The sequence below is a fragment of the Sphingomonas xinjiangensis genome, assembly GCF_014199255.1.
Classification (GTDB): Bacteria; Pseudomonadota; Alphaproteobacteria; order Sphingomonadales; family Sphingomonadaceae; genus Sphingomonas; species Sphingomonas xinjiangensis.
On sequence record NZ_JACIJF010000001.1, the window covers coordinates 437,741 to 464,128 of the forward strand.

Genomic DNA, 26,388 nt, shown 5'->3' on the forward strand with positions numbered 1-26,388 from the left:
CGCCGAAGCGGGATCGCAAGCGCGGCGGGAGCGTTCCGAGCGGACCATGACCGACTTTATCGACCTGCTCGACGGCTATCAGCGCTTCCGCACCAGCGACTATCGGCGCCAGCGCGAACGCTGGGCCGAATTGTCTCAGGGGCAGGATCCCAAGGTGATGGTGATCGCCTGTTCCGACAGCCGAGTGGATCCAGCCCAGATCTTCGACACGCTGCCCGGCGAGATTTTCGTGGTGCGCAACGTCGCCAACCTGGTGCCGCCGTTCGAGACCGGCGGTGGACGCCACGGCGTGTCGGCGGCGCTGGAGTTCGCGGTGACGCAGCTGGAAGTGCCCGAGATCGTGGTAATGGGGCATGGCGCGTGCGGCGGCGTCCACGCGGCGCTGACCAAGCGCTTCGCCGATGCCGAGCCGGGCGCCGGCGGCTTCATCGCGCATTGGGTGGACATATTGGACGAGGCGCGCGAGCGGATCGTTGCCGAACATGGCGAGGGGGCAAAGGCGGTGCACGCGCTGGAACTCGAAACGGCGCGGGTGTCGCTTGCCAATTTGCGCACCTTCCCCTGGGTCGCGGAGCGCGAGGCGGCGGGCAAGCTGGCGCTGCACGGCGCGTATTTCGCGATTGCGGATGGCGTGCTGCATGTGATGGATGAGGATGGTGGCTTCGGTCCGGCCTGAAGTCGCGGCTTATTTTCCACTCTCACCCCGGCGTTAAGCCGGGGTCCCGCTGTCTTCGAACCCGCGGAGAAGAAGCTGGATCCCGGCTCGCTACCAGGAAGACGGAGGGATTCAGCAGCTGGGGATGAATCCACAAATGCGAACGGCCGGACACGCCCAATGTCGGTCGTAGCCGACCCGGTGCCTGATTGCGGACGATCGTTTAGCGGGGCAGGATGGGGCGGTGACGATCACTCCTGCCACTCTTCGCCAGCTACCGCTTGCCGAGATCGGAGCGGTGACGTTCTACAAGCGCGACGAGATCACGACCGACCTTATTTGCTGCGAGGTCGATGTCGGCGGGCAAGTCTGGAGCTTCCATGAGGAGGCGGCTGGCTGGTCAGACCTCATTGCTTACCTGTCGGCGCTACCAGGCTTTCGCACCGACTGGTTTGAGACGGTTACAAGCGACCCATTCTCTACGAGCGAAACAGTCGCCTTCGAACGGCGATGACCGCCCAATGTCGGCCGCTACGTGTAACTGTCGGCGCCACTGAAAACGGCCGTTCACCTTAGCGCTATAGCCATCCGGACCAACCAGTTGCGGCGATCTATTTTGAAGGGCAAATTGGGTCTATGAAGGTCTCCAGTCTAGCAACCTTGCTCATCGCGTCATCATTTGGAGCGCCGTTGGCGGCTTCTCCCGCAACTCCTGATGATTGTGATCTGGGCGAGGTTCAAACTATCGGGGAATTGCAGGCCATCCTGAGCATTCGAGCGGTGGACGCGGTGCGGTTGGCTGCGGCACCTTCTGCAACAACCGACCGACGCTTGGCCCAGTTGGTTTCGTCTTCGGCGCAATTCTCGTCGGGTGGCGGAGATGTCGGCCTTCCGATGGGTATGGGCGTGGACGGATTGCGTGCCCTAACCAAACACATGAACGCTGCGTCGTTTCGCTATTATGGCTGGGACGGGATACCGACGCCGGTCCAAGATGTATGTGGGGTGCAAAAGGTCAAGGTTGAATTCATTGATGCGACCTCACGCGACGCCTTCCCTGTGACTTTCACATTTGAGGCGGGGCGGATCGTGGCGGCGGGGGGCTGGCGAAGGTCACTTGAAACAGGTCAAATCGATCGCAGCCGCGATTAGGCTTTCCTGAGAGAGTAGTGGCCGCTTTTGAGATATGGAACCTCAAAGCGGCCAGTCCGCTTCCGCCCAATTGCGGTCATTTAACTTCGAAGGCATCTTCTCTGCATGCGGACCGCCTGCTTCACCTTTCTGTCACTACTCACATCGTTGCTAGCCGGATGTGCAGGTGCCAGTGATGACACGGAGAGATTAGCTGAAACGATCGAGGATTCCGTCGTGTTGCCGCAAGGAGCGGCGCCGCTAGGGAGCTACGAGCGATACTACGCTGAGCGTGACGGCGTTGTCTTGGCTGTCCTTATCAACCACTCCGAAGACCATCGCCGAACGATTGCGCAGCATTGCCGAACACTGGATGATTCCCCGTTCCCCTGTCCGATAGCTGGCGGCGAGGTACGTCTGGTGGATGCCGGTGAAAGCGCTTGGGTGGAGGACTGGACTGATCTTCCCGGCATCAGTGGCGGTGGATGTGCTCAGGTCGATATTGAGTATCAACCGGAAGAACGGAGGTTTTCGCGAGTGGAATGCAATGGTTCCTATTGAAACGGAAAGGCAGCTAGCCACCACTTTTAGCCACGGCGGCTTCCGCCCCAAAGTCAGTCGCCCCATGCGCTCGTTGTGGGGCGAACATCGGAACTCTGTCCGTCCCGCTGTCGAACCGACACGCGCCAGAAAATGGACGCACCGGTGACTGCCGCACCTTCGAAGAGCAACATTGCCGCCAATCCGGCGCGACTTGCGAGATGGAAGCCGTGCGGGTTCTGCTCTGGTGACGCAGGAAGCAGAAGCTGGAAGATCCCGATTGCGGCAGCAATGACTGCCACGACTGCGGTAGTGGCAACCAGGTAGGTCGGAAGGCTACAACGATTTTGCCAACGAAGTACGAGGTGCACCGGGGTACCTACCAGCAGGCAAACACCGTAGCTGGCGACAACAAGCTGGAGCCAAGCCTCGATCACCGACGCGCTGTCACTAGGCCGATCGAGCAAGATGATCCCGAACAGGAGGGTGAGCTGTAGCACCACGGGAAGCGGCGCAAGGGCAAAGCCCAAAGCTTCTCGCTTCAGCGGCACCGTTCCACCCTGCGCTATCCCCTAGTCCGTCCCATCGTTATGTCCGCTTCGCCGCTTGATCGCAACGTAAGCCGCCAGTCCGCAATCCACCCAACGTCGCCACTAGCTTGAGACTACCACTGATTCCCGGTTAGCCGCGGTTGTTCTCTTCATTTGGACACGCAGTGCCGATATCGAGTGTGCCCAGCGCTTCCTCCGCGACGCGGACGACCTGTGGGTCGAGGAGCGGTGGGGTCATCGGGACTTGCGTTTCGAGCGCGTCGGCGATTGCCTTGAGCGCGGCGATGCGGGCGGCTTTCTTGTCGTTGCCGTCGATCACGGTCCAGGGGGCCACCTCGGTGTCGGTGTGGCGGAACATGTCGTGCATGGCGTCAAGATAGTGAGCGCGCCGAGCGCGGTTGCGGAAATCGTCCAGGCCGGTCTTCCAGCGCTTCCACGGATGCTCGATGCGGTCTTTCAGGCGCTGGTCCTGCGTCTGCTGCGTGGTGTGGACGAAGATCTTGATGAGCGTGGTGCCGTCGGCGACCTGTTGGGCTTCAAAGTCGTTGATCTCGGTGTAGCCGCGCTGCCACTCGGCTTCGCTGGCATAGCCCTCGACGCGCTCGACCAGCACGCGACCGTACCAGCTGCGGTCGAAGATCGCGATATTGTGGTCGGCTGGGAGCCGGCGCCAGAAGCGCCAGAGGAAGTGGCGCGCCTTTTCCTCGGGCGTGGGCGCGGCGATCGGCCAGACCTCGAAATAGCGCGGGTCCCATTTGGCGGTGAGGCGCTGGATGATGCCGCCCTTCCCCGCCGCGTCCCAGCCTTCGAACAGGATGATCGCGCGGCGTTTGTGCACGATATGGGCGTAGTGGATCCGGCTGAGGCGATCCTGGAGCTTTTTCAGCTTCTTCTTGTAATTGCCCTCATAGGGCGCGCCGGCTTCATAGTCGGTGAGGTCGATGGTCATGCGCGGTCCAACGTGCGGGCGCGCCGAAACGCTGCATCAGCAGGCGACGACGTTTACCGCGAGGCCACCTTGCGCGGTCTCCTTGTATTTGGAGCGCATGTCCTCGCCGGTCTGGCGCATCGTCTCGATCACCGCGTCGAGGCTGACGATGTGGCTGCCATCGCCGTGGAGCGCGAGATAGGCGGCGTTGATCGCCTTGATTGCGCCCATCGTGTTGCGCTCGATGCAGGGGATCTGGACGAGGCCGCCGATCGGATCGCAGGTGAGGCCGAGATTATGCTCCATGCCGATCTCGGCGGCGTTCTCGATCTGGGCGTTGGTGGCGCCGAGCGCGGCGGCGAGGCCGGCGGCGGCCATCGAGCAGGCGACGCCGACTTCACCCTGGCAGCCCATCTCGGCGGCGGAGATCGAGGCGCGCTTTTTGTAGAGGAAGCCGATGGCGGCGGCGGTGAGCAGGAAGGTACGCGCGCCCGCGGGAGTGGGCGCAGCGCAGAAGGTCTCGTAATAGCGCAGCACGGCCGGGATCACGCCGGCGGCGCCGTTGGTGGGTGCGGTGACGACGCGGCCGCCGGCTGCGTTCTCTTCGTTGACGGCAAGCGCCCAGAGACTGACCCAGTCGAAGACAAGCGAGGGATCGCTGCGTGGGCCGCGGGCGATCAGACGCTGGTGGAGGTCGCGGGCGCGGCGCTTGACCTTGAGGCCCCCGGGCAGCTCGCCCTCTCCCCGGCAGCCGCGGTCGATACAGGCGGACATGGCGGCGCGCAGGCTGTCGATGAAGGCGTCGGTCTCGGCATCGTCGCGCCAGGCGGCTTCGTTGGCGCGGACGATGTCGGCGATGGAGACGCCCTGCGCTTCGCCCACCGCGAGCAGCTCGGCGCCCGAGGTGAAGGCGAAAGGGAGCTTGACGTTGGTCTGGGGCGGTTCGCAGCCGCCCTCTACGATCGCGCCGCCGCCGATCGAATAGACGAAGCTCTCATAGGGTTCGGAATTGGCGTAATGCGCGACGAAGCGCATGCCATTGGGGTGCGCGGGAAGAAACCGGTCCTCACGGAAGATCAGGTGGCGGCCTTCCACGAAGGGGACCGCGACGTGGCCGCCGAGGACGAGCGTCTGTTCGGCGCGGATGGTGGAGACGATGGTCGCGACGGCGTCCGGATCGACGGCCTCGGGACGGTGGCCGGCGAGGCCGAGCAGCACCGCGATATCGGTGGCATGGCCGCGACCGGTAAGCGCGAGTGAGCCGAACAGTTCGCAAGAGACGGCAGTGGGTGTCCCGCGATCGATCGCGGCTTCGGCGAAGGCGGCGGCGGCGCGCATCGGGCCGACAGTGTGCGAGCTGGACGGGCCGATGCCGATGGTGAACAGGTCAGCCAGGCCGATCGTCGCCTCCGCCTGGGTGCGGGCGCGGGGGTTCGCCGGATCCAACATGCTCTCTCCTGCGCGGCTTCTTCACTTGACCATATAGGCGCGCGGGGGCGCCCCGGCGAGGGCCGGAGCGCCTTTGACGATGCTGCTTAGCCCGCGGCTGGATCGACGATGCCGTCGGTGCCCTTTTTGGCGAGGTCGGCGGCGACCTGGGGGGAGAGGCGGATGCTCAGCTCCTTTAACTGCTTCTCGCTGACGAAGGACGGGGCGCCCATCATCAGATCCTCGGCCTTTTGAGTCATCGGGAAGGTGATTACCTCGCGGATGTTCGGCTCGTCGGCGAGCAGCATGACGATGCGGTCCACACCCGGTGCCGAGCCGCCGTGCGGGGGCGCGCCGAACTTGAACGCGTTGATCATGCCCGCGAAGTTCGCATCGACATCGGCCTGGCTGTAGCCGGCGATCTCGAACGCCTTGTACATGATTTCCGGACGGTGGTTCCGGATCGCGCCCGAGCTCAGTTCGATGCCATTGCAGACGATGTCGTACTGGTAAGCCAGGATCTCGAGCGGGTCCTTGGTCTCCAGCGCTTCCAACTCGCCCTGGGGCATGGAAAAGGGATTGTGGCTGAAGTCGACCTTCTTGGCGTCCTCGTCATATTCGAACATCGGGAAGTCGACGATCCAACAGAATTCGAAGCGCTTCTTGTCAATCAGGTCGAGCTGCTCGGCAGCGCGGGTGCGCGCCAGACCGGCGAGCTTGGTGGCCTGGGCTTCCTTGCCAGCGGCGAAGAAGATGCCGTCATTTGGGCCGAGACCCATCGCCTGCGCGATCGCCTTCATGCCGTCCTGGCCATGGTTGTTGGCAATCGGGCCGCCGAACACGCCATCCTTCTGGGTGGCATAGCCGAGACCGGGGAAGCCTTCAGACTGCGCCCAGGCGTTCATGTCGTCGAAGAACTTGCGGCTCTTCTCATGCGTGTTCGGCGCCGGAATCGCGCGGACGACATCGCCGCCCTCGACCATCGAGGCGAAGCGGCCGAAGCCCGAACCCTGAAAGTGTTCGGACACGTCGGTGATGAGGATCGGGTTGCGCAGATCAGGCTTGTCGTTGCCGTATTTCAGCATCGATTCGCGGTAGGGAATGCGCTTGAAGGGAAGCGCCGAGACAGTGCGGCCCTTCCCTTCCCAATCGGCGAACTCTTCAAACACGCCGTGAAGAACCGGCTCAATCGCCGCAAAAACATCGTCTTGCGTGACATAGCTCATTTCGAAATCGAGCTGGTAGAACTCACCCGGCGAGCGATCGGCGCGGGCGTCCTCGTCGCGGAAGCAGGGGGCGATCTGGAAATAGCGGTCGAAACCGGCCACCATCAGCAGCTGCTTGAACATCTGCGGCGCCTGGGGGAGCGCGTAGAACTTGCCCGGGTGAACGCGGCTGGGGACCAGATAGTCGCGCGCGCCTTCCGGGCTGGACGCGGTCAGGATCGGGGTCTGGAACTCAGTGAAGCCCTGGTCGATCATCCGGCGGCGAAGCGACGAGATGACGTTCGAGCGCAGCAGGATGTTCTTGTGCACCTTGTCACGGCGCAGATCGAGGAAGCGGTAGCGCAGGCGGATATCCTCCGGATACTCGGCGTCGCCGAACACCGGGAGCGGCAGCTCCTGCGCCTGGGACTGCACGGTGACCTGGGCCGCGCGGACTTCGATCTCTCCGGTCGGCAGGTTGGGGTTCACGACGCTGGCGTCGCGAGCGACGACGGTGCCGGTGACCGTCACCACCGATTCGCTGCGCAGCGATTCGATCGCCGCAAAGGCCGGGCCGCTGACGTCGGTGACGATCTGGGTAATGCCATAATGATCGCGCAGATCGATGAAGACGAGATCGCCATGATCGCGCTTGCGGTGCACCCAGCCGGAGACGCGGACTTCCTGCCCGACATGGTCGGCGCGGAGCTGAGCGCAGGTGTGGGTGCGATAGGGGTGCATGGTCATTCTCTCGATGATCGTCGCCTTAGCGGCAGCGCAGGCATGTTAAGCGTGGCCGCGCATTCCTGTCACACCCCACTTTTGTCAACCCGAAGACCGGTATATGGCCATGCCGATGCACATACATGGCTTGATCGAGGACACCGCCACCCTCGCCGCTCTCTGCTCTCGCCTGGCAAAGTCCGACTTCATCACGGTCGATACCGAGTTCATGCGCGAGAACAGCTATTGGCCTGAGCTTTGCCTGATCCAGGTGGCGAACACGGAAGAAGCTGCGGCGATCGATCCGATGGCGCCCGGGCTCGACCTGAAGCCACTGCTCGAGCTGATGACCGAGAATGACGACGTGCTCAAAGTCTTCCACGCCGGCGGACAGGATCTGGAGATCGTCTACAACCTGACCGGCAAGACCCCCTTCCCCCTGTTCGATACGCAGGTGGCGGCGATGGCGCTGGGTCAGGGAGAGCAGATCGGTTATTCCAACCTGGTCGACACGTATCTGGGCATTGTCGTCGACAAGGGCGCGCGCTTCACCGACTGGGCGCGCCGACCGCTCGATGCGCGGCAGATCGAATATGCGATCGGCGACGTCACGCACCTGTCAAAGATCTTCCCCAAGATGCTGGAGAAGCTGCGCAAGAGCGGGCGCGGCGTGTGGCTGAACCAGGAGATGGATCGGCTCGGCGATCCGGAGAATTATCGCAACGATCCGGATGTCGCCTGGGAACGCGTGCGCATTTCCAGCCGGAAGCCCGAAGTGCTGGGGCGATTGAAGGCGCTCGCCCGCTGGCGCGAACTGGAAGCGCAGGGCAAGGACCTGCCGCGCGGCCGCATCGTCAAGGACGAGACACTGGCCGACCTGGCGAGCAATCCACCACGCAAGCAGGCGGATTTGACGCGAGTACGCGGCCTGTCCGCGGCATGGGCGAACAACGATATCGGCGGGCGGCTGATGGCGGCGATCGAGGGATCGAAGCCGATGTCGGCTGCGGAGATGCCCTCACGCGACGAGCGCAAGCCGGCGTTGGGCAAGGACGGTGCGCTGGTCGCCGATCTGCTCAAGCTGCTGCTCAAAATCCGCGCCAAGGAAATCAACGTGGCGGCCCGGCTGCTGGCCCGGTCGGAAGACCTGGAGGCGCTCGCCGCCGGCGTACGGGCCGGGCTACCGATCCTGGAGGGCTGGCGCTACGAGCAGTTTGGCCGCGACGCGCTGGCGCTGGTAGAGGGTCAGCTTGGGTTCACCGTCAAGGGCGGAAAGCTGAAGATGACCCGTACCGAGGAGCCAACTGCATGATCCGTTCTCTGCTGCCCGTCGCCGCGCTTGCCTGTGCCGCCTGCACGCAAGGGCACCCACAGCAGGAGCATCCCCAGACCACGGTAGTCGCCCCGCCTGCCGTCCCCGGGGGCGCCTGCACCAAGGAAGGCCTTGCCGCGCTGGTGGGCAAAACCCGCAGCGAAGCGGTCGCGGCCGAGGCGCTTCGGCTTTCCGGCGCGCAAACGTTGCGCTGGATCGAGCCGGGCCAGGCCGTCACCATGGATTATCGCGAGGACCGGCTAAACCTGCACCTAGACGCACAAGGCAAGATCGAGCGCGCCGGCTGCAGCTGAACCGCGGCCAGGCTGTAGCGACCTTCAGCGCTTTGAACTCCCCTCCCTTGCAAGGAGGGGAAATGCAAATGCAGCTATGGCCTAGAGTTCCAGCACCGGCTGGCACCCGAAGGCGGCAGCCAGCGCCTTGTGCCGCCGCTCGACAGTGTCGCCGTAGAGCGCCTCATCGTCGGGCGGCAGGCGCAGCGCGAGGGCTCCGTCCGAAAGGGCGAGACGCGAGCGCTGCAACGGCGCCGCGACCCCGCCGCTCAGCCGCTGGCCGAGCCGCATAGCAAGACCCCAGAGCTTGGCGCGGCGCAACGCTTCAAGTCCGGCAAGCCGCCCCAGCGGTTCAGGACTGTCCATCTTGCCGCCCAGCGACGCATACAGCGCCTGGGCTATCAGCGCGCGGCCGGTGGCGTCGACACCGACCCAATTGCCGTGCAGCCCGATTTCCATGCCGCGCTCGTCGCGGAACTCGGGATTGGCACGCCAGCCGACATCGGCGAGCAGGCAAGCGGCATGGCGCAGCCGCGCCAGTTCGGCGGGCTCATCGGCGAACAGCGGCGCAATCCAGCGACCGAGCAGATCGCCATGTTCGGGGAAGCGGCCGAGGCGGCGGCCCTCGTCGCGTGCGGCGACGATCAGCGGGTCCTGTTGGCGCTCCGCGACCGAAAGGCGCTGGAACAACAGCCCTTCGCGCAGGCCATAGGCCGATACGGTCGTGCCGCTGCTGCCGAGATGCTTGACGACACTCCCGAGCAACGCCGCGGCATCGCCCAGGGTGGGCAGGCGCGCGCTCGACAGGTCGGGCACAGCCTTGAGCTCGGCCTTGGACAAGTCTGCAAGCATGCGCGTGAGCTCACCGATGCGCTCGAGCGACAGCGGATATTGGTGCACCACCGGCAGCGGATACGCTGCCAGGTGCATGTCCAGCTTGGCCAGCGAGCGCCACGAACCGCCGACCAGGTAAAAAGGCAGGCCCTTGCCCCTGCCCGTCCACCCCGCCTCGGCAATGAGCCGGGCAACGGTGCGGTCGAGCACGCCCTTGCCCTGGGCGCGGATCGCACCCAGGCGCAGCACGCCGAGCGGATAGGAAATGCGGTCGGTGACCGTGCCCGCGACGACGCGGACCAGCTCGAGACTGCCGCCGCCCAGATCGCCGACGATACCGTCCGCGTCCGGGATACCGGAGAGCACCCCGAATCCGGAAGCCATCGCTTCCTCTTCCCCCGGCAGCAGCTCAACCTCGAGCCCGTAGCGCCGTGCAGCGTCGATCAGTTCGTGGCCGTTGGACGCGTCCCGCACGGCGGCGGTGGCGACGGTGCGCAGCTCGGTCACCTGCATCTCGCGCGCGAGCTTGGCAAAGCGTTGCAGCGCAGAGCAGGCAAGCGCCAGCCCGGCGGCCTCGATCGCGCCGGTCTGGCTGAGCGAGCGGCCGAGCCCGGCCATGACCTTTTCGTTGAACAGGATCGCGGGCAAGCGCGCCGGCCCCTGATACACCACCAGGCGGACCGAATTGGAGCCGATGTCTATGATGGCAATGCGAGGTTCCCCGGCGTCCCCCGCACGGGGCGGGGTTCGGGACGACACGGTGGTCAAGCTCAAGCGCCCTTCGCCGCAGCGCGCCGACGCTTCAACGACAGCTTGGGCACAGGCTTGCGCTTTTCGAGCGCGGCACCGCGGCCGGACAGCGACGGATTGGTCATGAAATACCGGTGCAGGTTGAATGCCCCTTCGCTGGCATCGGCGCGGACATAGCTACCGTCAGGTTGGAGGAACCAGCTCTGTTCATTGTCGAGCAGGTTGGCCACCATCACCTGATCCAGCACCTGATCATGCACCGTCTTGTTGAGGATCGGTAACATGAACTCCACGCGGCGATCGAAGTTGCGCTGCATCCAGTCCGCCGACGAGATGAACACCCTGGCTCCATCGTTGGGCAGCGTAGCGCCGTTGCCGAATGCCCAGATGCGGCTGTGTTCGAGGAAGCGGCCGACGATCGACTTGACGCGGATATTCTCCGACATCCCGGGCACGCCGGGGCGAAGGCAGCAGATGCCACGGATGATCAAATCGACCTCCACGCCGGCATTGCTCGCCTCGTACAGCTTTTCGATGGTCGCGGGGTCGACCAGCGAATTCATCTTGGCCCAGATTGCACCGGGCTTCCCAGCGCGGACCTGGGCGATCTCGCCGTCGATCAGATCCTTGAGCTGGTTGCGCAAATCGCGCGGGCTGATCGCCAGCAGCTTCAGGCTCTTGGGTTCGACATAGCCGGTCACATAGTTGAAGATCTGCGCCGCATCGGTGCCGATGCGCGGATCGGCAGTGAAGAAGCTGAGATCGGTGTAGATGCGCGCGGTGACCGGGTGGTAATTGCCGGTGCCGAGATGGCAATAGGTCCGGAAGCCATTACCCTCTCGCCGGACCACCATCGAGATCTTGGCGTGGGTCTTCCAATCGATGAAGCCATAGACCACCTGCACCCCCGCACGCTCGAGCGCGGTGGCCCAGAGAAGGTTCTGCTCCTCGTCGAACCGGGCCTTGAGTTCCACGACCGCGGTGACCGACTTGCCGGCCTCCGCCGCGGCGATCAGCGCGTTGATGACGCCGGCCTGCTTGCCCGCGCGGTACAGCGTCTGCTTGATCGCGACGACGTCCGGGTCCTGCGCCGCTTGCGTCAGGAAGGCGATCACCACGTCGAAGGTCTCGTACGGGTGGTGGACGACGATGTCCTTGGCCCGGATCGCGGCAAAGCAGTCGCCGCCATATTCGCGGATCCGTTCGGGAAAGCGCGGGGTGTAGGGCGAGAATTTCAGCTCGGGCCGCTCCTCATCAACCAGCTTCGCCAGATCGCCGACGCCCAGGAAGCCGCCGGTTTCGGTGAGCAGCGCCTCGCTGCCGCCCAGTTCCTCCTTGAGTACCGCCTCCAGCGCAGAGGGGATCGAGTCCTCCATTTCCAGGCGGATCACTCGGCCGCGGCGGCGGCGCTTGATCGCGCTGCGGAAGGTGAGAACCAGATCCTCGGCCTCTTCCTCGATTTCCAGGTCGCTGTCGCGCAGCACCCGGAACACCCCGGAGCCGTGCACCGTGTAGCCGGGAAACAGCAGGTGCCAGAAATGCTTCACCACCGTCTCGATCGCGACATAGCGCGCCGGTTCGCCCGGCAGGCGAATGAAGCGCGGCATGGTGGTGGGCAACAGCACCAGTTCGCGGATCGGCTCTTGGTCCGTATCGCGCACCAGGTCGAAGATAACGCTAAGCCCCTGATTGGGGATGAAGGGAAACGGGTGCGCGGGATCGAGCGCCTGAGGCGTCAGGATCGGGAAGATCTGCTCGCCGAAATGCGCTTCCAGCCAGTCCTGGCTCTCGCCCTCGATCGCGTCGGCTTCCAGGACATGGATACCGGCCTGCGCCAGCTCGCTGCGGATCACGTTCCAGACGCTTTGCTGGTTGTCGGCGAGGATCGCCGCTTCGGCCAGGATGGCTGCGAGCTGCTGACCCGGGGTCAGGCCGTCCGCGGAGCGCGCCTCGACCTGCTGGAGCTCCTGACCGAGCAGGCCAGCGACGCGGACCATGAAGAACTCGTCGAAATTCGACCCCGAGATGGACAGGAAGCGCAGGCGTTCCAGGAGGGGATGCGCGGGGTTGCAGGCTTCATCCATGACCCGGCGGTTAAAGGCCAGCCAGCTCATCTCCCGGTTGAAATAGCGGTCACTCCCGGTGCCGGTTTCCGGTTCCTCGATCGCCTTGGGCCGCACGTTGGTCATCGTTCCTCGTCTTCTTCGGGCTTGCTCAGGAGCCCGGCGGCACCGAGCACCTGGCGCACCATGGGAATGGTCAGGCGTTGTTCCGCCTCGGTTTCCAGCACATCGGCAACGCGCAGGATTGCGATATGGCTGCGCTCGATCCGGCGCGACAGCCAGGCGACCACATCGGGCTTCGCATGCAACAGGTGCCGCTCGAACGCGCGTTCGATAAGCTGGGGGATCAGGGCGTCGTCGGGCGGGCCTATCTCCAGCAGCGGCGAGGCCGCGAGGCGCGAGCGCAGGTCGGGGAGCTTGACCTGCCAGTCGGGGAGCGATGCCTCGGCGACCATCAGCAGCGGGCGGCGCTGCTGCTGGGCCAGGTTCCAGGCGTGGAAGACGTCGGTCTCGCTCGCCCGGTCGGCATCGTCGAAGATGTGGCCGCCGCTCTTGGCCGCGAAGATGCGCGCGAGCACGCTGCGCCCGGACTTGCGCGGGCCGACCAGAAGTGCGGCCATCACCGGCCAGGTCGCCCAGCGTTCGAGCTGCTGCACGGCGCGGACGTTGCAGTCGCTGATCAGGAATTCCGTCTCACGCGCGTCGGGCAGGCCGAGCGGCAGGCGCAGTTGCGTCATTCGCCGGTTGCGGCGCTCGGGTTCGCGGGCGCGGTGGGCGCTGCCGCAGCCGGTGCGGGGCCTGCCCGGCGGATGCGGAGCACGCCCGCGCCTTCCTGAACTTGCCACCCCCGCGCCTCCAATGCCGCACGCAGGCCGGCGATAGAGCCGTCATACGACACGCGTATGACGGACACGCCGCCCAGCGCCAGGCTGGTGGTGGCGGCGGAACGGACGCCTGGAACGCCGCGCACGGCCGATTCGGAGGCGTTGAGCGCCGAGACGTTGGGCGTGTCGACCTGAACCGTATAAGTGGCGGTGGAGACGCTGCTGGGCAGCGGAGTCGGCGTCTCCGCTGCTGCGGCCGCGGCTTGAGCGGCGGCTGCGGCGGCCTCGGCTTCGGCTTCGGCCTTTTTCTCGGCTTCCGTTTTCACGTGCGGCGGGCGCATCGCGAGTACGGGATCGGGGCGCAGCAGGCCGTCGGCCAGGGCTTGCTGATACGCCTTGTCGATCCGCTGGATGCCGGCATCGAGCAGAGAGTCGAGCGCGTCACCATTGTCGACTCGCAGCGCGAAGCTGGTGATCGGCTTGCGATCCGGACCGAAATTGGCAGCGAAGATGCCGATCACCGGACCGCCGGGAAACTCGCGGCGCAGCTGCACTTCGGCGACGAGCACGTCGGACGCGCCATATTGGTCGAGCACCGTGCGCCACCAGTTGCGGCCGCGGCGCAGCGTTTGTCCGGCGTTGACGAGCAGCGCGTCCGGTCCGGTACCGGCCAAGCGCACATAGTCGATGGTGCTGGTGCCGCTACGGAATCGGTTCCACGCGCGCGCCCAGGCGGTTTCGCGTTCGAACACGCGACCCACACCGCCGGAAAATTCAAGCGGTACGAGCAACATCGGCGGCGAGCGAGTGACTTGCGTCGACACGCCCAGAATGGCGCCGGCGCGCGAACGGTCGAACAGCACGCCAAGCCTGGCGATGTAGCGGTCGGGGCCGATCTGCTCCCGCTCGACCACGATGCCGGTGGAAAGCGCGTCGAGGGTACTGTCGGGCAGGCTCGACTTCTTGCCGGTCAGCCGCTGCGACAGTGTTTCCCACGCCTTGCGCTGGGCGAGCCGCCAGCCCCCCTGCCGTGCGGAGTCGGCGTCCTTGCCTTTCACGTCGACAGTAACGCCGGACACTTCGAAACTGCCCGAGGCGTCCACCGCGACGGCTGCGGCACCGCCGCCTTGCGCCACCACCATGGTTCCGACGCCCGCCACAGCAAGCGCGCCAGCGACGCCGATGATGATGGAAAAACGCGAAACCTGCATGCGGGCGCTCTTTTGGCCGACACGTGCCGCGAAGCCAAGCGCGTAATGATCTTCGCATGGGGAGTTTCGATTTGGCGCGGGCGGCGCTAAGCGCTTGGCGCATGAGCGACCAGCAAGCCTATACCTACGCCCAGGCGGGCGTCTCCATCGCGGCGGGCAATGCCCTTGTCCGAGCCATCGCCCCGCTTGCGCGCTCGACGCGGCGCCCGGGGGCCGACGCCGATCTGGGCGGTTTCGGCGGGCTGTTCGATTTGAAGGCAGCCGGCTTCGAGGATCCGCTGCTGGTCGCGGCCAATGACGGCGTGGGCACCAAGCTGAAGCTTGCCATCGAGCACGATGCGCATGACGGCGTGGGCGTCGACCTGGTCGCGATGTGCGCCAACGACCTGATCGTGCAGGGTGCCGAGCCGCTGTTCTTCCTGGATTACTATGCCAGCGGGAAGCTGGACGCGGGGGTTGCCGAGCGGGTGATCGCGAGCATCGCCGATGGCTGTCGGCAGGCCGGATGCGCGCTGATCGGCGGCGAAACCGCCGAGATGCCGGGGATGTATGCCGATGGCGATTACGACCTGGCGGGCTTCTGCGTCGGGGCGGTGGAGCGCAAAAACCTGCTGGACGGTAGCAAGATCCGTCCGGGCGACGTGCTGCTGGGCCTCGCCTCCACCGGCGTACATTCCAACGGCTTTTCGCTGGTGCGCCGGCTTGCCGCGGATAAAGGTTGGAAGCTCGACCGCCCGTCGCTGTTCGATCAGGACCGGCTGCTGATCGACGCGCTGATGGCGCCGACGCGCATCTATGTCGCGAGCTTGTTGCCGCAACTGCGCAAGGGCACGATCCATGGCCTGGCGCATATCACCGGCGGCGGATTGCTCGAGAATGTGCCGCGAGTCCTGCCGCAGGATTGCCATGCCCGCATCGACGCCGGCGCGTGGCCGCTGCCGCGGCTGATGGCGTTCCTTCAGGCGCAGGGGAATATCGAGCCCGAAGAGATGGCGCGTACGTTCAACTGTGGCGTCGGCATGGTGGCTGCGGTGGCAGCCGATCAGGCCGAGGCAGTGGCACGCGAATTGACCGAAGCTGGCGAGACGGTGTTCACGATCGGCGTGGTCGAGGAGGGCACGCGGGGCTGCACCGTGTTCGGGGCCGAGGAAATCTGGAGCGCGCGCCAGCCCTGGTCCGCCACCCACAATGGCTAAGCGCCGGCTGGCTATTCTGATCTCGGGCCGCGGTTCAAACATGGCCGCGCTGGTGGAAGCGTCGAGTGCGGTCGACTGCCCCTATGAAGTCGTGCTGGTCGCCAGCGACAAGCCGGCTGCCGCGGGGCTGGCCTGGGCCGCCGACCACGGGATCGCCACCTTTGCGCAGAGCCCCAAGGGCTTGCCCAAGGCCGAGTATGAAGCGGCGATCAACGCCGCGCTGCGCGAAGCAGGTGCCGAGGCGATAGCCTTGGCGGGGTATATGCGGCTGCTGTCCGACGGGTTCGTCGCGCGGTGGCGCGGGCGGATCGTCAACATTCACCCATCACTGCTGCCCAAGTACAAGGGGCTGGACACCCACGCCCGCGCGCTGGCGGCCGGCGACGCGGTGGCAGGTTGTTCGGTGCATCTGGTTACCGAAGAACTGGACGCCGGCGAGCTGTTGGGACAGGCCGAGGTGCCAGTGCTGCCGGACGACACCGCCGATACCCTGTCGGCGCGGGTGCTGGAACAGGAGCATCGCCTCTATCCCGAGACCGTCGCACGGTGGCTGCGGGGTTGGTCTGACGGCATACCGTTTTCCTAATCTTGGATATTTTCCCGAACTGCCGAGTTGGATCGCGACAATGTCCCGAAGCGGGCCCTGCGTACCAAGGGAGTTCTGCAATGACTGACACGGCCTCACACCACGAACCCGAAACCCATGGCGGGACCGCAACGGCGGAAGAGGGTCAGGTGATGCTCGACGGCCCGGACGGAGTCGCCGTGGCGATGTCGCCCGAAGCCGCAGTCGCCACTGCGGAGAGCCTGATCGCCGCGGCGGAACAGGCGAGCGATCAACTCGGCGCCGAAGGGCATCCGAGCTGACCTCTTGCCCTTTGCTCGCGAGGCACCCGATAAGGCGCAAATGATCAAGGTCGCCAGCTACAACATGCGCAAGTCGATCGGCACCGATCGACGGCGGCAGCCCGAGCGGACGCTGCAGGTGCTTTGCGAGGTCGATGCCGACATCATCGCATTACAGGAAGCGGACCGCCGCTTCGGCGCGCGCGAGGCCGTGCTGACCAGCCATCTGCTCGCCGAGCATGGGGACTGGAAGCCAGTGATGTTCGGAATGCGCGCCCGATCAATGGGATGGCACGGCAACGCCATGCTGGTGCGGCGCGACGCCGAGATCCTTGGCTGCCAGGCCATTCACTTGCCCGCGCTGGAACCGCGCGGCGCGATCATGGCCGATATTCGGATCAAGGGACAAACGATCCGGGTGGTCGGCATGCATCTGGACTTGTCGGGACTGTGGCGCCGCCGCCAGGCACGCGCCGTTATCGCCCATCTGGAGGCGAGCAGCCCCCGGCAGGCTACCGTGCTGATGGGCGACCTGAACGATTGGAGCGCGCAGAACGGCTGTTTGCACGACTTCGCCCAGCATTTTACCTTTGCGCCCACCGGCAAGAGCTTCCACGCGCGCCGGCCGATGGCGCGGCTCGACCGAATCATGGTCACCCCAGACCTGAGCATCCAGGCCTGCGGCGTGCATGAAAGCCTGCAGGCCCGCACCGCGTCCGATCACCTGCCGATCTGGGCGGAGCTGCAACCGGCTTGATGACGCAGCCACGCGACAGGGAATTGCGGCTTGCGCTGGTCTGCTATGGCGGGATCAGCTTGGCCGTCTACATGCACGGCATCACCAAGGAGATCTGGCGGCTGGCGCACGCCAGCTGCTCGGCGCAGGCGGGCGAGGATGGCAGCGGCATCTATCGTGAACTGCTTGAAGAGATCCGCACCAGTTCGGGCGTAGATCTGCGGGTGCTGGTTGACATCCTGTCAGGGGCGAGTGCCGGCGGGATCAACGCCATCTTTCTGGCGCAGGCGATCACCAGCGGCCAATCGCTCGAGCCGCTCACCGAATTGTGGCTGACCCACGCCGATGTCGAGGCATTGATCGAGCCGCGGCAGGCACCCTCGCACCGCTTTGCCAAAATCTGGGCGGCGCCGATCGCCTGGATCGTCGCCAATCGCAGCAAGGCGATCGATGCCACCGTCGACCCGGAGGTGCGCGACGAAGTGCGCCTGAAGCTGGAACGCTTCGTGCGTTCGCGCTGGTTCGAACCACCCTTTGGCGGAACCCGGCTGCTGACCATGCTGCTGGATGCCTTCAAGGCCATGGCGAGCGGGCCCACCTCACGCCGGCTGTTGCCGGCGGGCCAGCCGCTCGACCTGTTCGTCACGGTTACCGATTTTCGCGGGCATCCCGAGACGCTGCGGCTCAACACGCCCGCCGAAGTGGTGGAAACCGAGCACCGACTGGTCTTTCCGTTCTCCGATCACGGCAGGAGCGACGCCGGCTTCGCCGACCCTGCGGAACTGGCCTTCGCCGCACGGGCCACGTCCAGCTTTCCAGGGGCGTTTCCGCCCTTCGGTGTCGAGGAGATCGACACGCTGCTTGCGGAACGCGGCGATGCGTGGCCGGGCCGTGACGCATTCCTTCGGCGCATGCTTCCCCAGCAATGGGAAGCCAGCCGGGCCGAAAAGGCGGTGCTGATCGACGGTTCGGTGTTGGCCAACGCCCCTTTCCGCCCCGCGATCGAGGCATTGCGGGAGCGGCCGTCGCGCCGCCAGGTCGACCGCCGCTTTGTATTCATCGATCCCTTCCCCAATTTCCGCTTTGACTTCTATGGGGAGCAGGACGCCAAGCCGGGTTTCTTTCAGACGCTGATCGGATCGTTGTCCGAGCTGCCCCGCGAGCAGCCGATCCGCGACAATCTGGAAGCGATCTCCGCACGGTCGGAAAAGATCGAGCGGATGCTGTCGATCGTCACCGAAATCCGCGCCGAAGTGGAGACGCAGGTCGAGGCGCTGTTCGGCTATACGCTGTGGCTCGATTTTCCCACGCCCAAGCGGCTGGCCACTTGGCGTCGCCGCGCCCAGGTCGCCGCTGCCGCCAGAGCGGGATATGGTCACACCGCTTATGGGCTCTTGAAGGTCGATGGGACGATCGACCGCATCGCCCGCCTCATCTACACGCTGGGCGAGCGGCATGAGCCGGAGCGCCTTCGCGAGATCCGCGGCGCGGTCGCCACGGCGGTGCGCGACCGTGGCGCCGACCGCTTCGGCGCGATGGTGTCGAATGGCGCCAGTCCACCGACGCTCGACTTCCTGCGCAGCCATGATCTGGGTTTCCGGACACGCCGGTTGCGCCTGCTCGCCCGGCGACTGAGCGAGATCGAGCGATCAGGCGCCGAGGCGGAATTGCTGCCGATCCGTACCGCCATCTACGAATCGCTTGCCAGCTATATCGAGCTCAAACGGTCCGAACCCTTTGCCGATCTGCGCGGTGCGATGAACGCCGTCACCGAGGATGCAGGCGCGGTACTTGATGCCTTGGGCGAACGGATGGCGTTGCGAGCACTGGATACGGCGACCGACGCGCGGTTGTCCGACGGGTTCAGCGCGCTGTCGAAAGAGCTGCGGCGGCCGATGCTGCTCGCGCATCTGGGCTTCCCCTTTTTCGACATTGCGACGCTGCCGCTGCTGCAAGGCGAAGGCATGGACGAGTTCGACCCCATCCGCGTGGACCGCATCTCACCCGACGACGCGACGGCGATCCGCCAGGGTGGTGCGGAAGCGACGCTCAAGGGGATCCAGTTCAACAGCTTCGGCGCATTCTTCAGCCGTGCCTACCGGGAAAATGACTATCTTTGGGGGCGCCTGCACGGCGCAGACCGGCTGATCGACATCGTCTTGTCGACCCTGTCCGTGGAGGATCAGTTGCCCGCGGAGCGCGTGACCGCATTGAAGCGGCGCGCCTTTCACGCGATCCTGGACGAAGAGGAAGCGCGGCTTACCGCCGTCCCGGGCTTGTTCCGGCAGTTGCGCGACGAGATCGGCGCGGCCTGAGCGCAGCACTGGCAAAGCGCACGCGCGCGTCCTAAGGTCACCGGCGTTACGACACGAAGGGAGGCGGGATGCGATTTTTGAAGGTGCTGTTCTGGCTGTTGCTGGGCGGCCTGGTCGCAGCGTTCGTCATCTACAATGGCGACGAGACGGTGACGATCCGCTTGTCGACCAGCCTTGTCGCGGATTTCAGCCTGCCGTTGCTGCTCATCCTGGTGTTCCTGCTCGGCCTGCTTCCCTCAACCCTCGCCTATCAGGCGATGCGGTGGCGGACGCGGCAGCGGATCGCAGGATTGGAGCGCGCGCTGGCGGATCTGCGGGCTGTGGCACCCTCCCCGATCGTCGAGCCGGTTGCCGAGCTGCCCGCGCCGGAGCTGCGGGCGTGACCTCTCCGATCTATGTGGCGCTCGACACGCCCGAACTTGAGCGTGCGAAGGCGATCGCCCAGCGGGTCCGCAACCATGTGGGCGGGATCAAGCTGGGGCTCGAGTTCTTCATGGCCAATGGCAGCCATGGCGTGCAGGAAATGGCTGCGATCGGCTTACCCGTCTTCCTTGACCTGAAGCTCCACGACATCCCCAACACAGTGGCAAAAGCGATCCAGGCGCTCCGCCCGCTCGAACCGGCGATCTTGACAGTGCATGCCGCCGGTGGGCGCGCGATGTTGGAAGACGCGAAGGCCGCGGCGCCGGCCGGCACCAGGGTAGTGGCGGTCACCATGCTGACCAGCCTGGACGATCGGGATCTGTCCTCTATCGGCGTTGCCCCCGATCCCCATGCCCAGGTGATGCGGCTTGCCGATCTCGCGCGCGCATCGGGCGTGGACGGCATCGTGTGTTCGGGGGAGGAAATCGCCGCAGTCAGAGCGGCTTGGCCCGAGGGCTTTTTCGTGGTGCCCGGGGTACGCCCGGCCAGCGGCCCGGCCGGTGACCAGAAGCGAGTCGTAACACCCAGGGCCGCGCTGGACGGCGGCGCCTCGATCCTGGTGATCGGCCGCCCGATCACCCAGGCCGAGGATCCGGACCAGGCCGCGCGGAACATCGCCGCCACGCTGTAAGATATACGCCATCGGGGTGACAGCGCCCCGGTCACCGGCGTAGAGGCGGGCCATGCCTGTTCTTGCCAAGATCTGCGGCCTATCCACGCCCGAAACGCTTGATGCGGCCGTCGCACGCGGTGCGGCGCAGGTCGGCTTCGTGTTTTTTCCGCCTTCCCCCCGGAACTTGACGTTCGATCAGGCTCGCGGGCTAGCAGAGCGGGTGCCGGGACATGTCGATCGGGTCGGAGTCTTTGTCGATCCCGACGACGCGCTGCTCGACACCGCCGTGGCGGCTGGACGCCTGGAGGCGATTCAACTCCACAAGACGGCGCCGCAGCGTGCCGCCGCGATCCGCTCTCGCCTCCGCCTGCCGATCTGGGTGGCGGTGGCCGTGAAGACAGCGGCGGACCTAGCCGGTGCCGCGGCCTTTGCGAGTGCCGCCGATCGCGTCCTGTACGATGCGAAGACGCCGGAAGGCTCCGCTCTGCCCGGTGGCATGGGGCTGCGCTTTGACTGGCGGCTGCTCCAGGGGCATCGCCATGCCCTGCCCTGGAGCTTGTCCGGCGGGCTCGATCCCGGCAACGTCGATGCGGCGATCCGCACGACCGGCGCCACCTCCGTCGATGTATCCTCGGGCGTCGAAAGCGCGCCCGGCGTCAAGGATGTGGACAAGATCGCCGCATTCCTTAAAGCCGTGACCTCCCTATGAACGTAACGAACACCTTGCGCGCCCAGCCCGACGATCGCGGGCATTTCGGCCAGTTCGGCGGCCGCTTCGTCGCCGAGACTTTGATGCCGCTGGTCCTCGACCTGGAGCGCGAATATCGCGCGGCGCAGGCCGACCCCGCCTTTCAGGCGCAGTTCGACGACTTGCTCGAGCATTATGTCGGCCGGCCGAGCCCGCTATACTATGCCGAACGGCTGACCGACGCGTTGCGCGAGTCCGCGCCCGAGGGCATGGGTGCCGAAATCTGGTTCAAACGCGACGAGCTGAACCACACCGGCGCGCACAAGATCAACAACTGCATTGGCCAGATCCTGCTGGCGATGCGCATGGGCAAGACACGCATCATCGCGGAAACCGGCGCGGGCCAGCATGGCGTCGCGACCGCCACGGTCTGCGCGCGCTTCGGCCTTCCCTGCGTCATCTATATGGGCGCAACCGACGTGGCGCGGCAGCAGCCCAACGTGTTCCGCATGAAACTGCTCGGCGCCGAAGTGGTGCCGGTGACGTCCGGAGCGGCGACGCTAAAGGACGCGATGAACGAAGGGCTGCGCGACTGGGTCGCGAACGTCCATGACACCTTCTACATCATCGGTACCGCCGCCGGGCCGCACCCCTATCCCGAGTTGGTCCGCGACTTCCAGTCCGTGATCGGCAAGGAAGCGCGCGCGCAGATGCTCGCGCGGACCGGCAAGCTGCCGGACCTGCTGGTCGCGGCAATTGGCGGGGGCTCCAATGCGATCGGGCTGTTCCACCCGTTCCTGGACGATGCCGACGTGGCGATGCTTGGGGTGGAGGCTGCGGGCGAAGGGCTTGACAAGCGCCACGCCGCAAGTCTCGCCGGTGGCGAGCCGGGGATCCTGCATGGCAATCGGACTTATCTGCTCCAGGACGGGGACGGACAGATCACCGAGGCGCATTCGATCTCGGCCGGACTCGATTATCCCGGCATCGGCCCGGAGCATGCCTGGCTGCGCGACATCGGGCGGGTCGAATATACCAGCGTGACCGACACCGAGGCGCTGGACGCGTTCCAGCTGCTGTGCCGCACCGAAGGCATCATCCCCGCGCTGGAGCCGAGCCATGCCATCGCAGCAGTCGCCAAGGCCGCGCGGGACATGCCGCGCAACAAGGTGATCCTAGCCAATCTGTGCGGTCGGGGCGACAAGGACATCTTCACCGTCGCAGACGCGCTGGGATTCGAGCTGTGACGCGGCTGACGGCTGCCTTTGCTGGCACGCGGGCGGAGGGCCGCGCCGCGCTGGTCACCTTCGTGACGGCGGGCGACCCGACGCCGGCAGCGACCAATGCCGTGCTCGACGCGTTGGTCGAGGGCGGCGCCGACGTGATCGAACTGGGCATGCCCTTCACCGATCCCATGGCCGACGGTCCGGCGATCCAGGCGGCCAATCTGCGCAGCCTGGGGGCCGGGACGCGTACCGCCGATGTGCTTGCGATCGTCCGTGCCTTTCGGGCGAAGCACCCTGACGTGCCGCTCGTGCTCATGGGCTATGCCAACACAATGACTCGGCCCGACCCCGCACGCTTTGCAGCGATGGCGGACGAAGCGGGTGCGGACGGCATCATCTGCGTCGATATCCCGCCCGAAGAAGCCGACACGCTTGCGCCATTCGCTGCGCACGGCCTGGACGTGATCCGGCTCGCCACACCGACGACCGACGCCAGACGGCTTCCCGCGGTGCTGAACGGCGCCTCGGGCTTCGTCTATTATGTGTCGGTGGCGGGGATCACCGGATTGCAGCAGGCCGCGCAAGCGTCGATCGACACGGCCGTGGCGCAGCTCAAGGCGGCTACCGACTTGCCGATCGTGGTCGGCTTCGGTGTACGCACGCCCGAGCAGGCCGCAGCGATCGGCCGCGTTGCCGACGGCGTGGTGGTCGGATCGGCGATCGTGGATCTGGTGGGGCAGCATGGCGCTGCTGCGCCCGAACCGGTCAGAACCTATATTCTATCGCTATCGGCGGCATTGGCCGCTGCCAAGGAAGTTGCATGAGCTGGATCAGCCGCGTTCGCAACGCGCTCGCCAACGTCACCACTCGCACGGACGAAACGACCGACAATCTTTGGCACAAGTGCAAGGGTTGCGGGACGATGGTGTTCACCAAGGAGCTGGAGCAGAATCTGTATGTCTGCCCGCATTGCGAGCATCATGAGCGGATCGGACCCAAGCTGCGATTCGACTATCTGTTCGACGCGGAAAGCTACACGGTCCTGCCGAGCTCAAAAGTGGCCGAAGATCCGCTTAAGTTCCGGGACCAAAAGGCTTATCCGGCACGGCTGAAGGCCGCACGGACGGCCACGGGCGAGCAGGACGCGTTTCTGAACGCATCCGGAACGATCCTGGGCCGCAAGGCTGTGATCGGGGTGCAGGACTTCGCCTTCATGGGCGGATCGATGGGTCAGGCGGTGGGCGAAGCGTTCATTGCCGGCGTCGAAGCCGCGATCGGAGCACACGCGCCGTACATCGTGTTCACAGCCTCAGGCGGCGCGCGCATGCAGGAGGGTATCCTGAGCCTGATGCAGATGCCGCGCACCACCGTGGCGATCGAGATGCTGCACGATGCCGGCCTGCCCTATATCGTCGTGCTGACCGATCCGACCTCGGGCGGGGTGATGGCGGCCTATGCGATGCTGGGCGACGTGCAGATCGCCGAGCCGCGCGCCACGCTGGCGTTCACCGGACGGCGCGTCATCGAGAATACGATCCGCGAGAAGCTGCCCGACGATTTCCAGACGTCGGAATATTATCGCGAGCACGGGCTTGTCGACATGGTCACCCACCGCAAGGAGCTGCGGGAGACGCTGGGCCAGTTGATCGGCCTGTTGTGCGCGGAAAAAGCGGCGGCGTGAGCTGCTGAGGCATGGCGGACTTTGCCAGCTCCGCCGACCCGGCGGTGCAGCGCCAGCTGGACCGCCTCGGAGCGCTGTCGCCCGGCGCGGATGTCCTAGGCCTGGAGCGCATCACGCGGCTGCTTGAACGGGTCGGCAATCCGCAGCTGCGGTTGCCGCCGGTGCTGCATGTCGCGGGCACCAACGGCAAGGGTTCAACCTGCGCCTTCCTTCGCGCCGCGATTGAGGCGGCGGGGATGCGGGCGCATGTCTATTCGAGCCCGCACCTGGTACGCTTCAACGAGCGGATCCGGTTGGGCGGCACGCTGATTACCGACGCGGCGCTTGCGCCGCTGCTCGAGGAAGTGCTCGACCAGGGCGGCGATATCGGCGCCAGCTTTTTCGAAGTCACCACTGCTGCCGCGTTCCTGGCTTTTGCCCGTAGCCCGGCCGATGCCTGCATCGTCGAAGTGGGATTAGGCGGACGGCTGGACGCCACCAACGTCATCCCGCAGCCGGCGGTTACCGGCATCGCGCAGCTGGGCATCGATCATGAGGCATTCCTGGGCGACACGCTGCGGGCGATCGCCGGTGAGAAAGCGGGGATCGCCAAGCGCGGCGTGCCACTGGTGACGATGCGCTATGTGCCCGAGATCGACGGTGTGGTTCGCGAGACGGCGAGGCCGGCTGGCGCTTCGGTGTTCGCGCAAGGGCAAGCCTGGGATTTCGAGATTGCCGGGCACGCACTGCGGTACCACGATGCCGCGGGCGACGTGACGACTCCCCTGCCCGCGCTGGCGGGTTCGCACCAGCCCGCCAATCTTGCACTGGCCATCGCCATGCTGCGCCATCAGCAGCAGTTGCAAGTCCCGGCAGAGGCGATGCACGACGCGGCATGGACCGTGCGCTGGCCAGCGCGGATGCAGCGGTTGAAGCCAGGACCATTGACCGAAATGCTGCCGGACGGTGCGGACATCTGGCTCGACGGGGGGCATAATGCCAACGCCGCCGAGGCCGTGAGCGCCGCAATGGCGCAAGTCGCCGAAGACCGACCGGTTCACCTGGTGCTGGGAATGCTGGCCAACAAGGACGCGGGTGCAATGCTCGACCGGTTCGCACCGATTGCCGAGTCGCTGGCGGCGGTACCGGTGCCAGGACATGCGCATCACGCGCCCGCAGAGCTGGCGGAGGCGGCGCGGGCCCGCGGACTGGCTGCGCGAGCCGCAGGGAGTGTCGCTGAGGCCTTGGGGATCATTGCGCTGCGGGCCGCACAGGCACCGCTGGTGCTGATCCTGGGCTCGCTCTACCTTGCCGGGCTGGTTCTCGAGCAGAACGACGAACTGCCCGACTAACGCGTTTGTTGCGATTGACTTGCAATAGCGAAGCGGCAATGACTGTTCCGGTCATCGTTGCAGGAGTCGCTTATGTCCGCCGCCAACATCCTGGCCGCCACGCTCCCCGCCCTACAGCCCGAAGATGCGGGTGCCCGCCTGCTGCTGTTCGGGGTACGCCAGATGGGCACCAACGGCATTCATGACGCGTCAGTGGCGCATGCCTTTGTCACGGCGTTCGGCCTGACGTTCCAGCGCCCGCTGGTGCTGCTGCGCGCGCTGATGGCGGAGATCTCCGCAGCGGCCAGCGGGCCGATCCAGATCGCGCCGTGGTGCTGCCCGCGCATGACCGGGTCCGAAGCGGTGCTGCTGGATATCCTCGGGCGTGTCCGGCACAATCCGCAGGGTGCGCACACGCTGCTGGCCGACCTGCTCGGCACCCGCGACGCTTATGGCGTGTTGTCGACTGCGCACGCCCTGTCGGAGGCATTCGCCGATATGGCGCTGCCGCTGTAGAACGCGGGGATCCGTTCACGACGCTCCCGCGGTCCCGCCGGGGCGCTCCTATTGTGCATTGTCGAACTTCCGCACTTCGACGGCATTTTCGTCGAAGTTGTCGAGCAAGCGGGCGTTGACACCCATCCTGCCGAAATCCTGCTCCAAAGTCTGCCAATGCGTACCGCAGCCGCAGACCGGGCAGTGGTGAATACCGATCATCCGATCACCCCAGACGTAAGCGGTCGTCTGGCCTGCGATCTGCACTTGCTCGGGCGGGAAATAGGCGACGCGCCACGCCAGCCGGCGGCAGAGCGAGCAGTTACAGTCCGCCACCCATTCCGGTTGGGTTGGCACCTCTATGCGTACCTTCCCGCAGTGGCAGCTTCCCTGAACGCCCATATCGATACG

The 26,388-nt window shown here is 65.7% G+C and carries 28 protein-coding genes; 18 read left to right on the forward strand and 10 right to left on the reverse strand.

The window, feature by feature from the left end:
* The first annotated feature begins 46 nt into the window (after positions 1-46).
* The 3 genes from FHT02_RS02210 to FHT02_RS02220 all read left to right on the forward strand — a co-directional run bounded on the left by FHT02_RS02210 (position 47) and on the right by FHT02_RS02220 (position 1,807).
* Complete coding sequence (locus FHT02_RS02210; RefSeq protein ID WP_184083759.1) at positions 47-676, forward strand: carbonic anhydrase; 630 nt, start codon at positions 47-49, stop codon at positions 674-676.
* Between the two features lie 223 nt (positions 677-899).
* Entirely contained in the window at positions 900-1,169 is a 270-nt protein-coding gene (locus FHT02_RS02215; RefSeq protein WP_184083761.1) for a hypothetical protein, read from the forward strand.
* 122 nt (positions 1,170-1,291) lie between these two features.
* Positions 1,292-1,807, forward strand: a complete 516-nt coding sequence (locus FHT02_RS02220; RefSeq protein ID WP_184083763.1) for a hypothetical protein — start codon at positions 1,292-1,294, stop codon at positions 1,805-1,807.
* 240 nt (positions 1,808-2,047) lie between these two features.
* Here the strand turns inward: FHT02_RS02220 and FHT02_RS02225 are convergent, their stop codons facing one another.
* The 5 genes from FHT02_RS02225 to aspS form a co-directional block, all read right to left on the reverse strand.
* Positions 2,048-2,299 carry a hypothetical protein gene (locus tag FHT02_RS02225; protein WP_184083765.1) on the reverse strand — a complete coding sequence of 84 codons (252 nt, stop codon included), beginning with the start codon at positions 2,297-2,299 and terminating at the stop codon, positions 2,048-2,050.
* Positions 2,300-2,400: 101 nt separating this feature from the next.
* Complete coding sequence (locus tag FHT02_RS02230) at positions 2,401-2,826, reverse strand: hypothetical protein (RefSeq protein WP_221239244.1); 426 nt, start codon at positions 2,824-2,826, stop codon at positions 2,401-2,403.
* A 181-nt stretch (positions 2,827-3,007) separates the two neighbouring features.
* Positions 3,008-3,826, reverse strand: a complete 819-nt coding sequence (locus tag FHT02_RS02235) for a polyphosphate kinase 2 family protein (RefSeq protein ID WP_184083769.1) — start codon at positions 3,824-3,826, stop codon at positions 3,008-3,010.
* 36 nt (positions 3,827-3,862) lie between these two features.
* Positions 3,863-5,254: an L-serine ammonia-lyase gene (locus FHT02_RS02240; protein ID WP_184083771.1), complete on the reverse strand. Its 1,392-nt coding sequence runs from the start codon at positions 5,252-5,254 to the stop codon at positions 3,863-3,865.
* 86 nt (positions 5,255-5,340) lie between these two features.
* Positions 5,341-7,179: an aspartate--tRNA ligase gene (gene aspS, locus FHT02_RS02245; RefSeq protein WP_184084243.1), complete on the reverse strand. Its 1,839-nt coding sequence runs from the start codon at positions 7,177-7,179 to the stop codon at positions 5,341-5,343.
* A gap of 115 nt (positions 7,180-7,294) precedes the next feature.
* Here aspS and rnd point away from each other — a divergent pair, with 115 nt between their 5' ends.
* Both rnd and FHT02_RS02255 read left to right on the forward strand, forming a co-directional pair.
* Positions 7,295-8,473: a ribonuclease D gene (rnd, locus tag FHT02_RS02250; protein WP_184083772.1), complete on the forward strand. Its 1,179-nt coding sequence runs from the start codon at positions 7,295-7,297 to the stop codon at positions 8,471-8,473.
* Positions 8,470-8,787 carry an I78 family peptidase inhibitor gene (locus FHT02_RS02255; protein ID WP_184083774.1) on the forward strand — a complete coding sequence of 106 codons (318 nt, stop codon included), beginning with the start codon at positions 8,470-8,472 and terminating at the stop codon, positions 8,785-8,787. The genes rnd and FHT02_RS02255 overlap by 4 nt, the downstream gene beginning before the upstream one ends.
* An 81-nt stretch (positions 8,788-8,868) precedes the next feature.
* On the opposite strand, the gene FHT02_RS02260 is transcribed toward FHT02_RS02255, so the two are convergent.
* The 4 genes from FHT02_RS02260 to FHT02_RS02275 are packed head-to-tail and all read right to left on the reverse strand — an operon-like array spanning position 8,869 to position 14,448.
* Positions 8,869-10,368: a Ppx/GppA family phosphatase gene (locus FHT02_RS02260; RefSeq protein ID WP_221239282.1), complete on the reverse strand. Its 1,500-nt coding sequence runs from the start codon at positions 10,366-10,368 to the stop codon at positions 8,869-8,871.
* A 2-nt stretch (positions 10,369-10,370) separates the two neighbouring features.
* On the reverse strand, positions 10,371-12,539 hold the full coding sequence (locus FHT02_RS02265; protein WP_184083776.1) for an RNA degradosome polyphosphate kinase: 2,169 nt from the start codon (positions 12,537-12,539) through the stop codon (positions 10,371-10,373).
* A complete protein-coding gene (locus FHT02_RS02270) occupies positions 12,536-13,150 on the reverse strand; it encodes a P-loop NTPase family protein (RefSeq protein ID WP_184083778.1) in 615 nt (204 codons plus the stop codon). Before FHT02_RS02270 ends, FHT02_RS02265 begins: the two co-directional genes overlap by 4 nt.
* Positions 13,147-14,448 (reverse strand): heavy-metal-associated domain-containing protein, encoded by a 1,302-nt coding sequence (locus FHT02_RS02275; RefSeq protein WP_184083780.1) that lies wholly within the window; start codon positions 14,446-14,448, stop codon positions 13,147-13,149. The genes FHT02_RS02270 and FHT02_RS02275 overlap by 4 nt, the downstream gene beginning before the upstream one ends.
* 101 nt (positions 14,449-14,549) lie before the next feature.
* On the opposite strand from FHT02_RS02275, the gene purM reads away from it, so the two are divergent.
* The 13 genes from purM (at position 14,550) to FHT02_RS02340 (ending at position 25,998) form a co-directional block, all read left to right on the forward strand.
* Positions 14,550-15,644 carry a phosphoribosylformylglycinamidine cyclo-ligase gene (gene purM, locus FHT02_RS02280; RefSeq protein ID WP_184083781.1) on the forward strand — a complete coding sequence of 365 codons (1,095 nt, stop codon included), beginning with the start codon at positions 14,550-14,552 and terminating at the stop codon, positions 15,642-15,644.
* Entirely contained in the window at positions 15,637-16,230 is a 594-nt protein-coding gene (purN, locus tag FHT02_RS02285) for a phosphoribosylglycinamide formyltransferase (protein ID WP_184083783.1), read from the forward strand. Before purM ends, purN begins: the two co-directional genes overlap by 8 nt.
* 80 nt (positions 16,231-16,310) lie before the next feature.
* A complete protein-coding gene (locus FHT02_RS02290) occupies positions 16,311-16,511 on the forward strand; it encodes a hypothetical protein (RefSeq protein ID WP_184083786.1) in 201 nt (66 codons plus the stop codon).
* Positions 16,512-16,551: 40 nt separating this feature from the next.
* Positions 16,552-17,247: an endonuclease/exonuclease/phosphatase family protein gene (locus FHT02_RS02295; RefSeq protein ID WP_184083788.1), complete on the forward strand. Its 696-nt coding sequence runs from the start codon at positions 16,552-16,554 to the stop codon at positions 17,245-17,247.
* The gene (locus FHT02_RS02300) at positions 17,247-19,541 is read left to right on the forward strand and encodes a patatin-like protein (RefSeq protein ID WP_184083790.1); all 2,295 of its coding nucleotides are present in this window, start codon (positions 17,247-17,249) and stop codon (positions 19,539-19,541) included. Before FHT02_RS02295 ends, FHT02_RS02300 begins: the two co-directional genes overlap by 1 nt.
* Positions 19,542-19,609: 68 nt before the next feature.
* Complete coding sequence (locus FHT02_RS02305) at positions 19,610-19,924, forward strand: lipopolysaccharide assembly protein LapA domain-containing protein (protein WP_184083792.1); 315 nt, start codon at positions 19,610-19,612, stop codon at positions 19,922-19,924.
* Positions 19,921-20,595 carry an orotidine-5'-phosphate decarboxylase gene (gene pyrF, locus FHT02_RS02310; RefSeq protein ID WP_184083794.1) on the forward strand — a complete coding sequence of 225 codons (675 nt, stop codon included), beginning with the start codon at positions 19,921-19,923 and terminating at the stop codon, positions 20,593-20,595. The genes FHT02_RS02305 and pyrF overlap by 4 nt, the downstream gene beginning before the upstream one ends.
* Before the next feature lie 52 nt (positions 20,596-20,647).
* Positions 20,648-21,286, forward strand: a complete 639-nt coding sequence (locus tag FHT02_RS02315; RefSeq protein ID WP_184083796.1) for a phosphoribosylanthranilate isomerase — start codon at positions 20,648-20,650, stop codon at positions 21,284-21,286.
* Positions 21,283-22,512 (forward strand): tryptophan synthase subunit beta, encoded by a 1,230-nt coding sequence (trpB, locus tag FHT02_RS02320; RefSeq protein ID WP_184083798.1) that lies wholly within the window; start codon positions 21,283-21,285, stop codon positions 22,510-22,512. Before FHT02_RS02315 ends, trpB begins: the two co-directional genes overlap by 4 nt.
* On the forward strand, positions 22,509-23,315 hold the full coding sequence (trpA, locus tag FHT02_RS02325; protein ID WP_184083800.1) for a tryptophan synthase subunit alpha: 807 nt from the start codon (positions 22,509-22,511) through the stop codon (positions 23,313-23,315). Before trpB ends, trpA begins: the two co-directional genes overlap by 4 nt.
* The gene (accD, locus tag FHT02_RS02330; RefSeq protein ID WP_184083802.1) at positions 23,312-24,172 is read left to right on the forward strand and encodes an acetyl-CoA carboxylase, carboxyltransferase subunit beta; all 861 of its coding nucleotides are present in this window, start codon (positions 23,312-23,314) and stop codon (positions 24,170-24,172) included. Before trpA ends, accD begins: the two co-directional genes overlap by 4 nt.
* Positions 24,173-24,183: 11 nt before the next feature.
* Positions 24,184-25,503, forward strand: coding sequence for a bifunctional folylpolyglutamate synthase/dihydrofolate synthase (locus FHT02_RS02335; protein ID WP_184083804.1), 1,320 nt, complete (start codon positions 24,184-24,186; stop codon positions 25,501-25,503).
* A gap of 72 nt (positions 25,504-25,575) precedes the next feature.
* Positions 25,576-25,998, forward strand: a complete 423-nt coding sequence (locus FHT02_RS02340) for a DUF6628 family protein (protein ID WP_184083805.1) — start codon at positions 25,576-25,578, stop codon at positions 25,996-25,998.
* Between the two features lie 48 nt (positions 25,999-26,046).
* Here FHT02_RS02340 and FHT02_RS02345 read toward each other — a convergent pair whose 3' ends face one another.
* A complete protein-coding gene (locus FHT02_RS02345; protein WP_184084247.1) occupies positions 26,047-26,379 on the reverse strand; it encodes a GFA family protein in 333 nt (110 codons plus the stop codon).
* Positions 26,380-26,388: the final 9 nt, after the last annotated feature.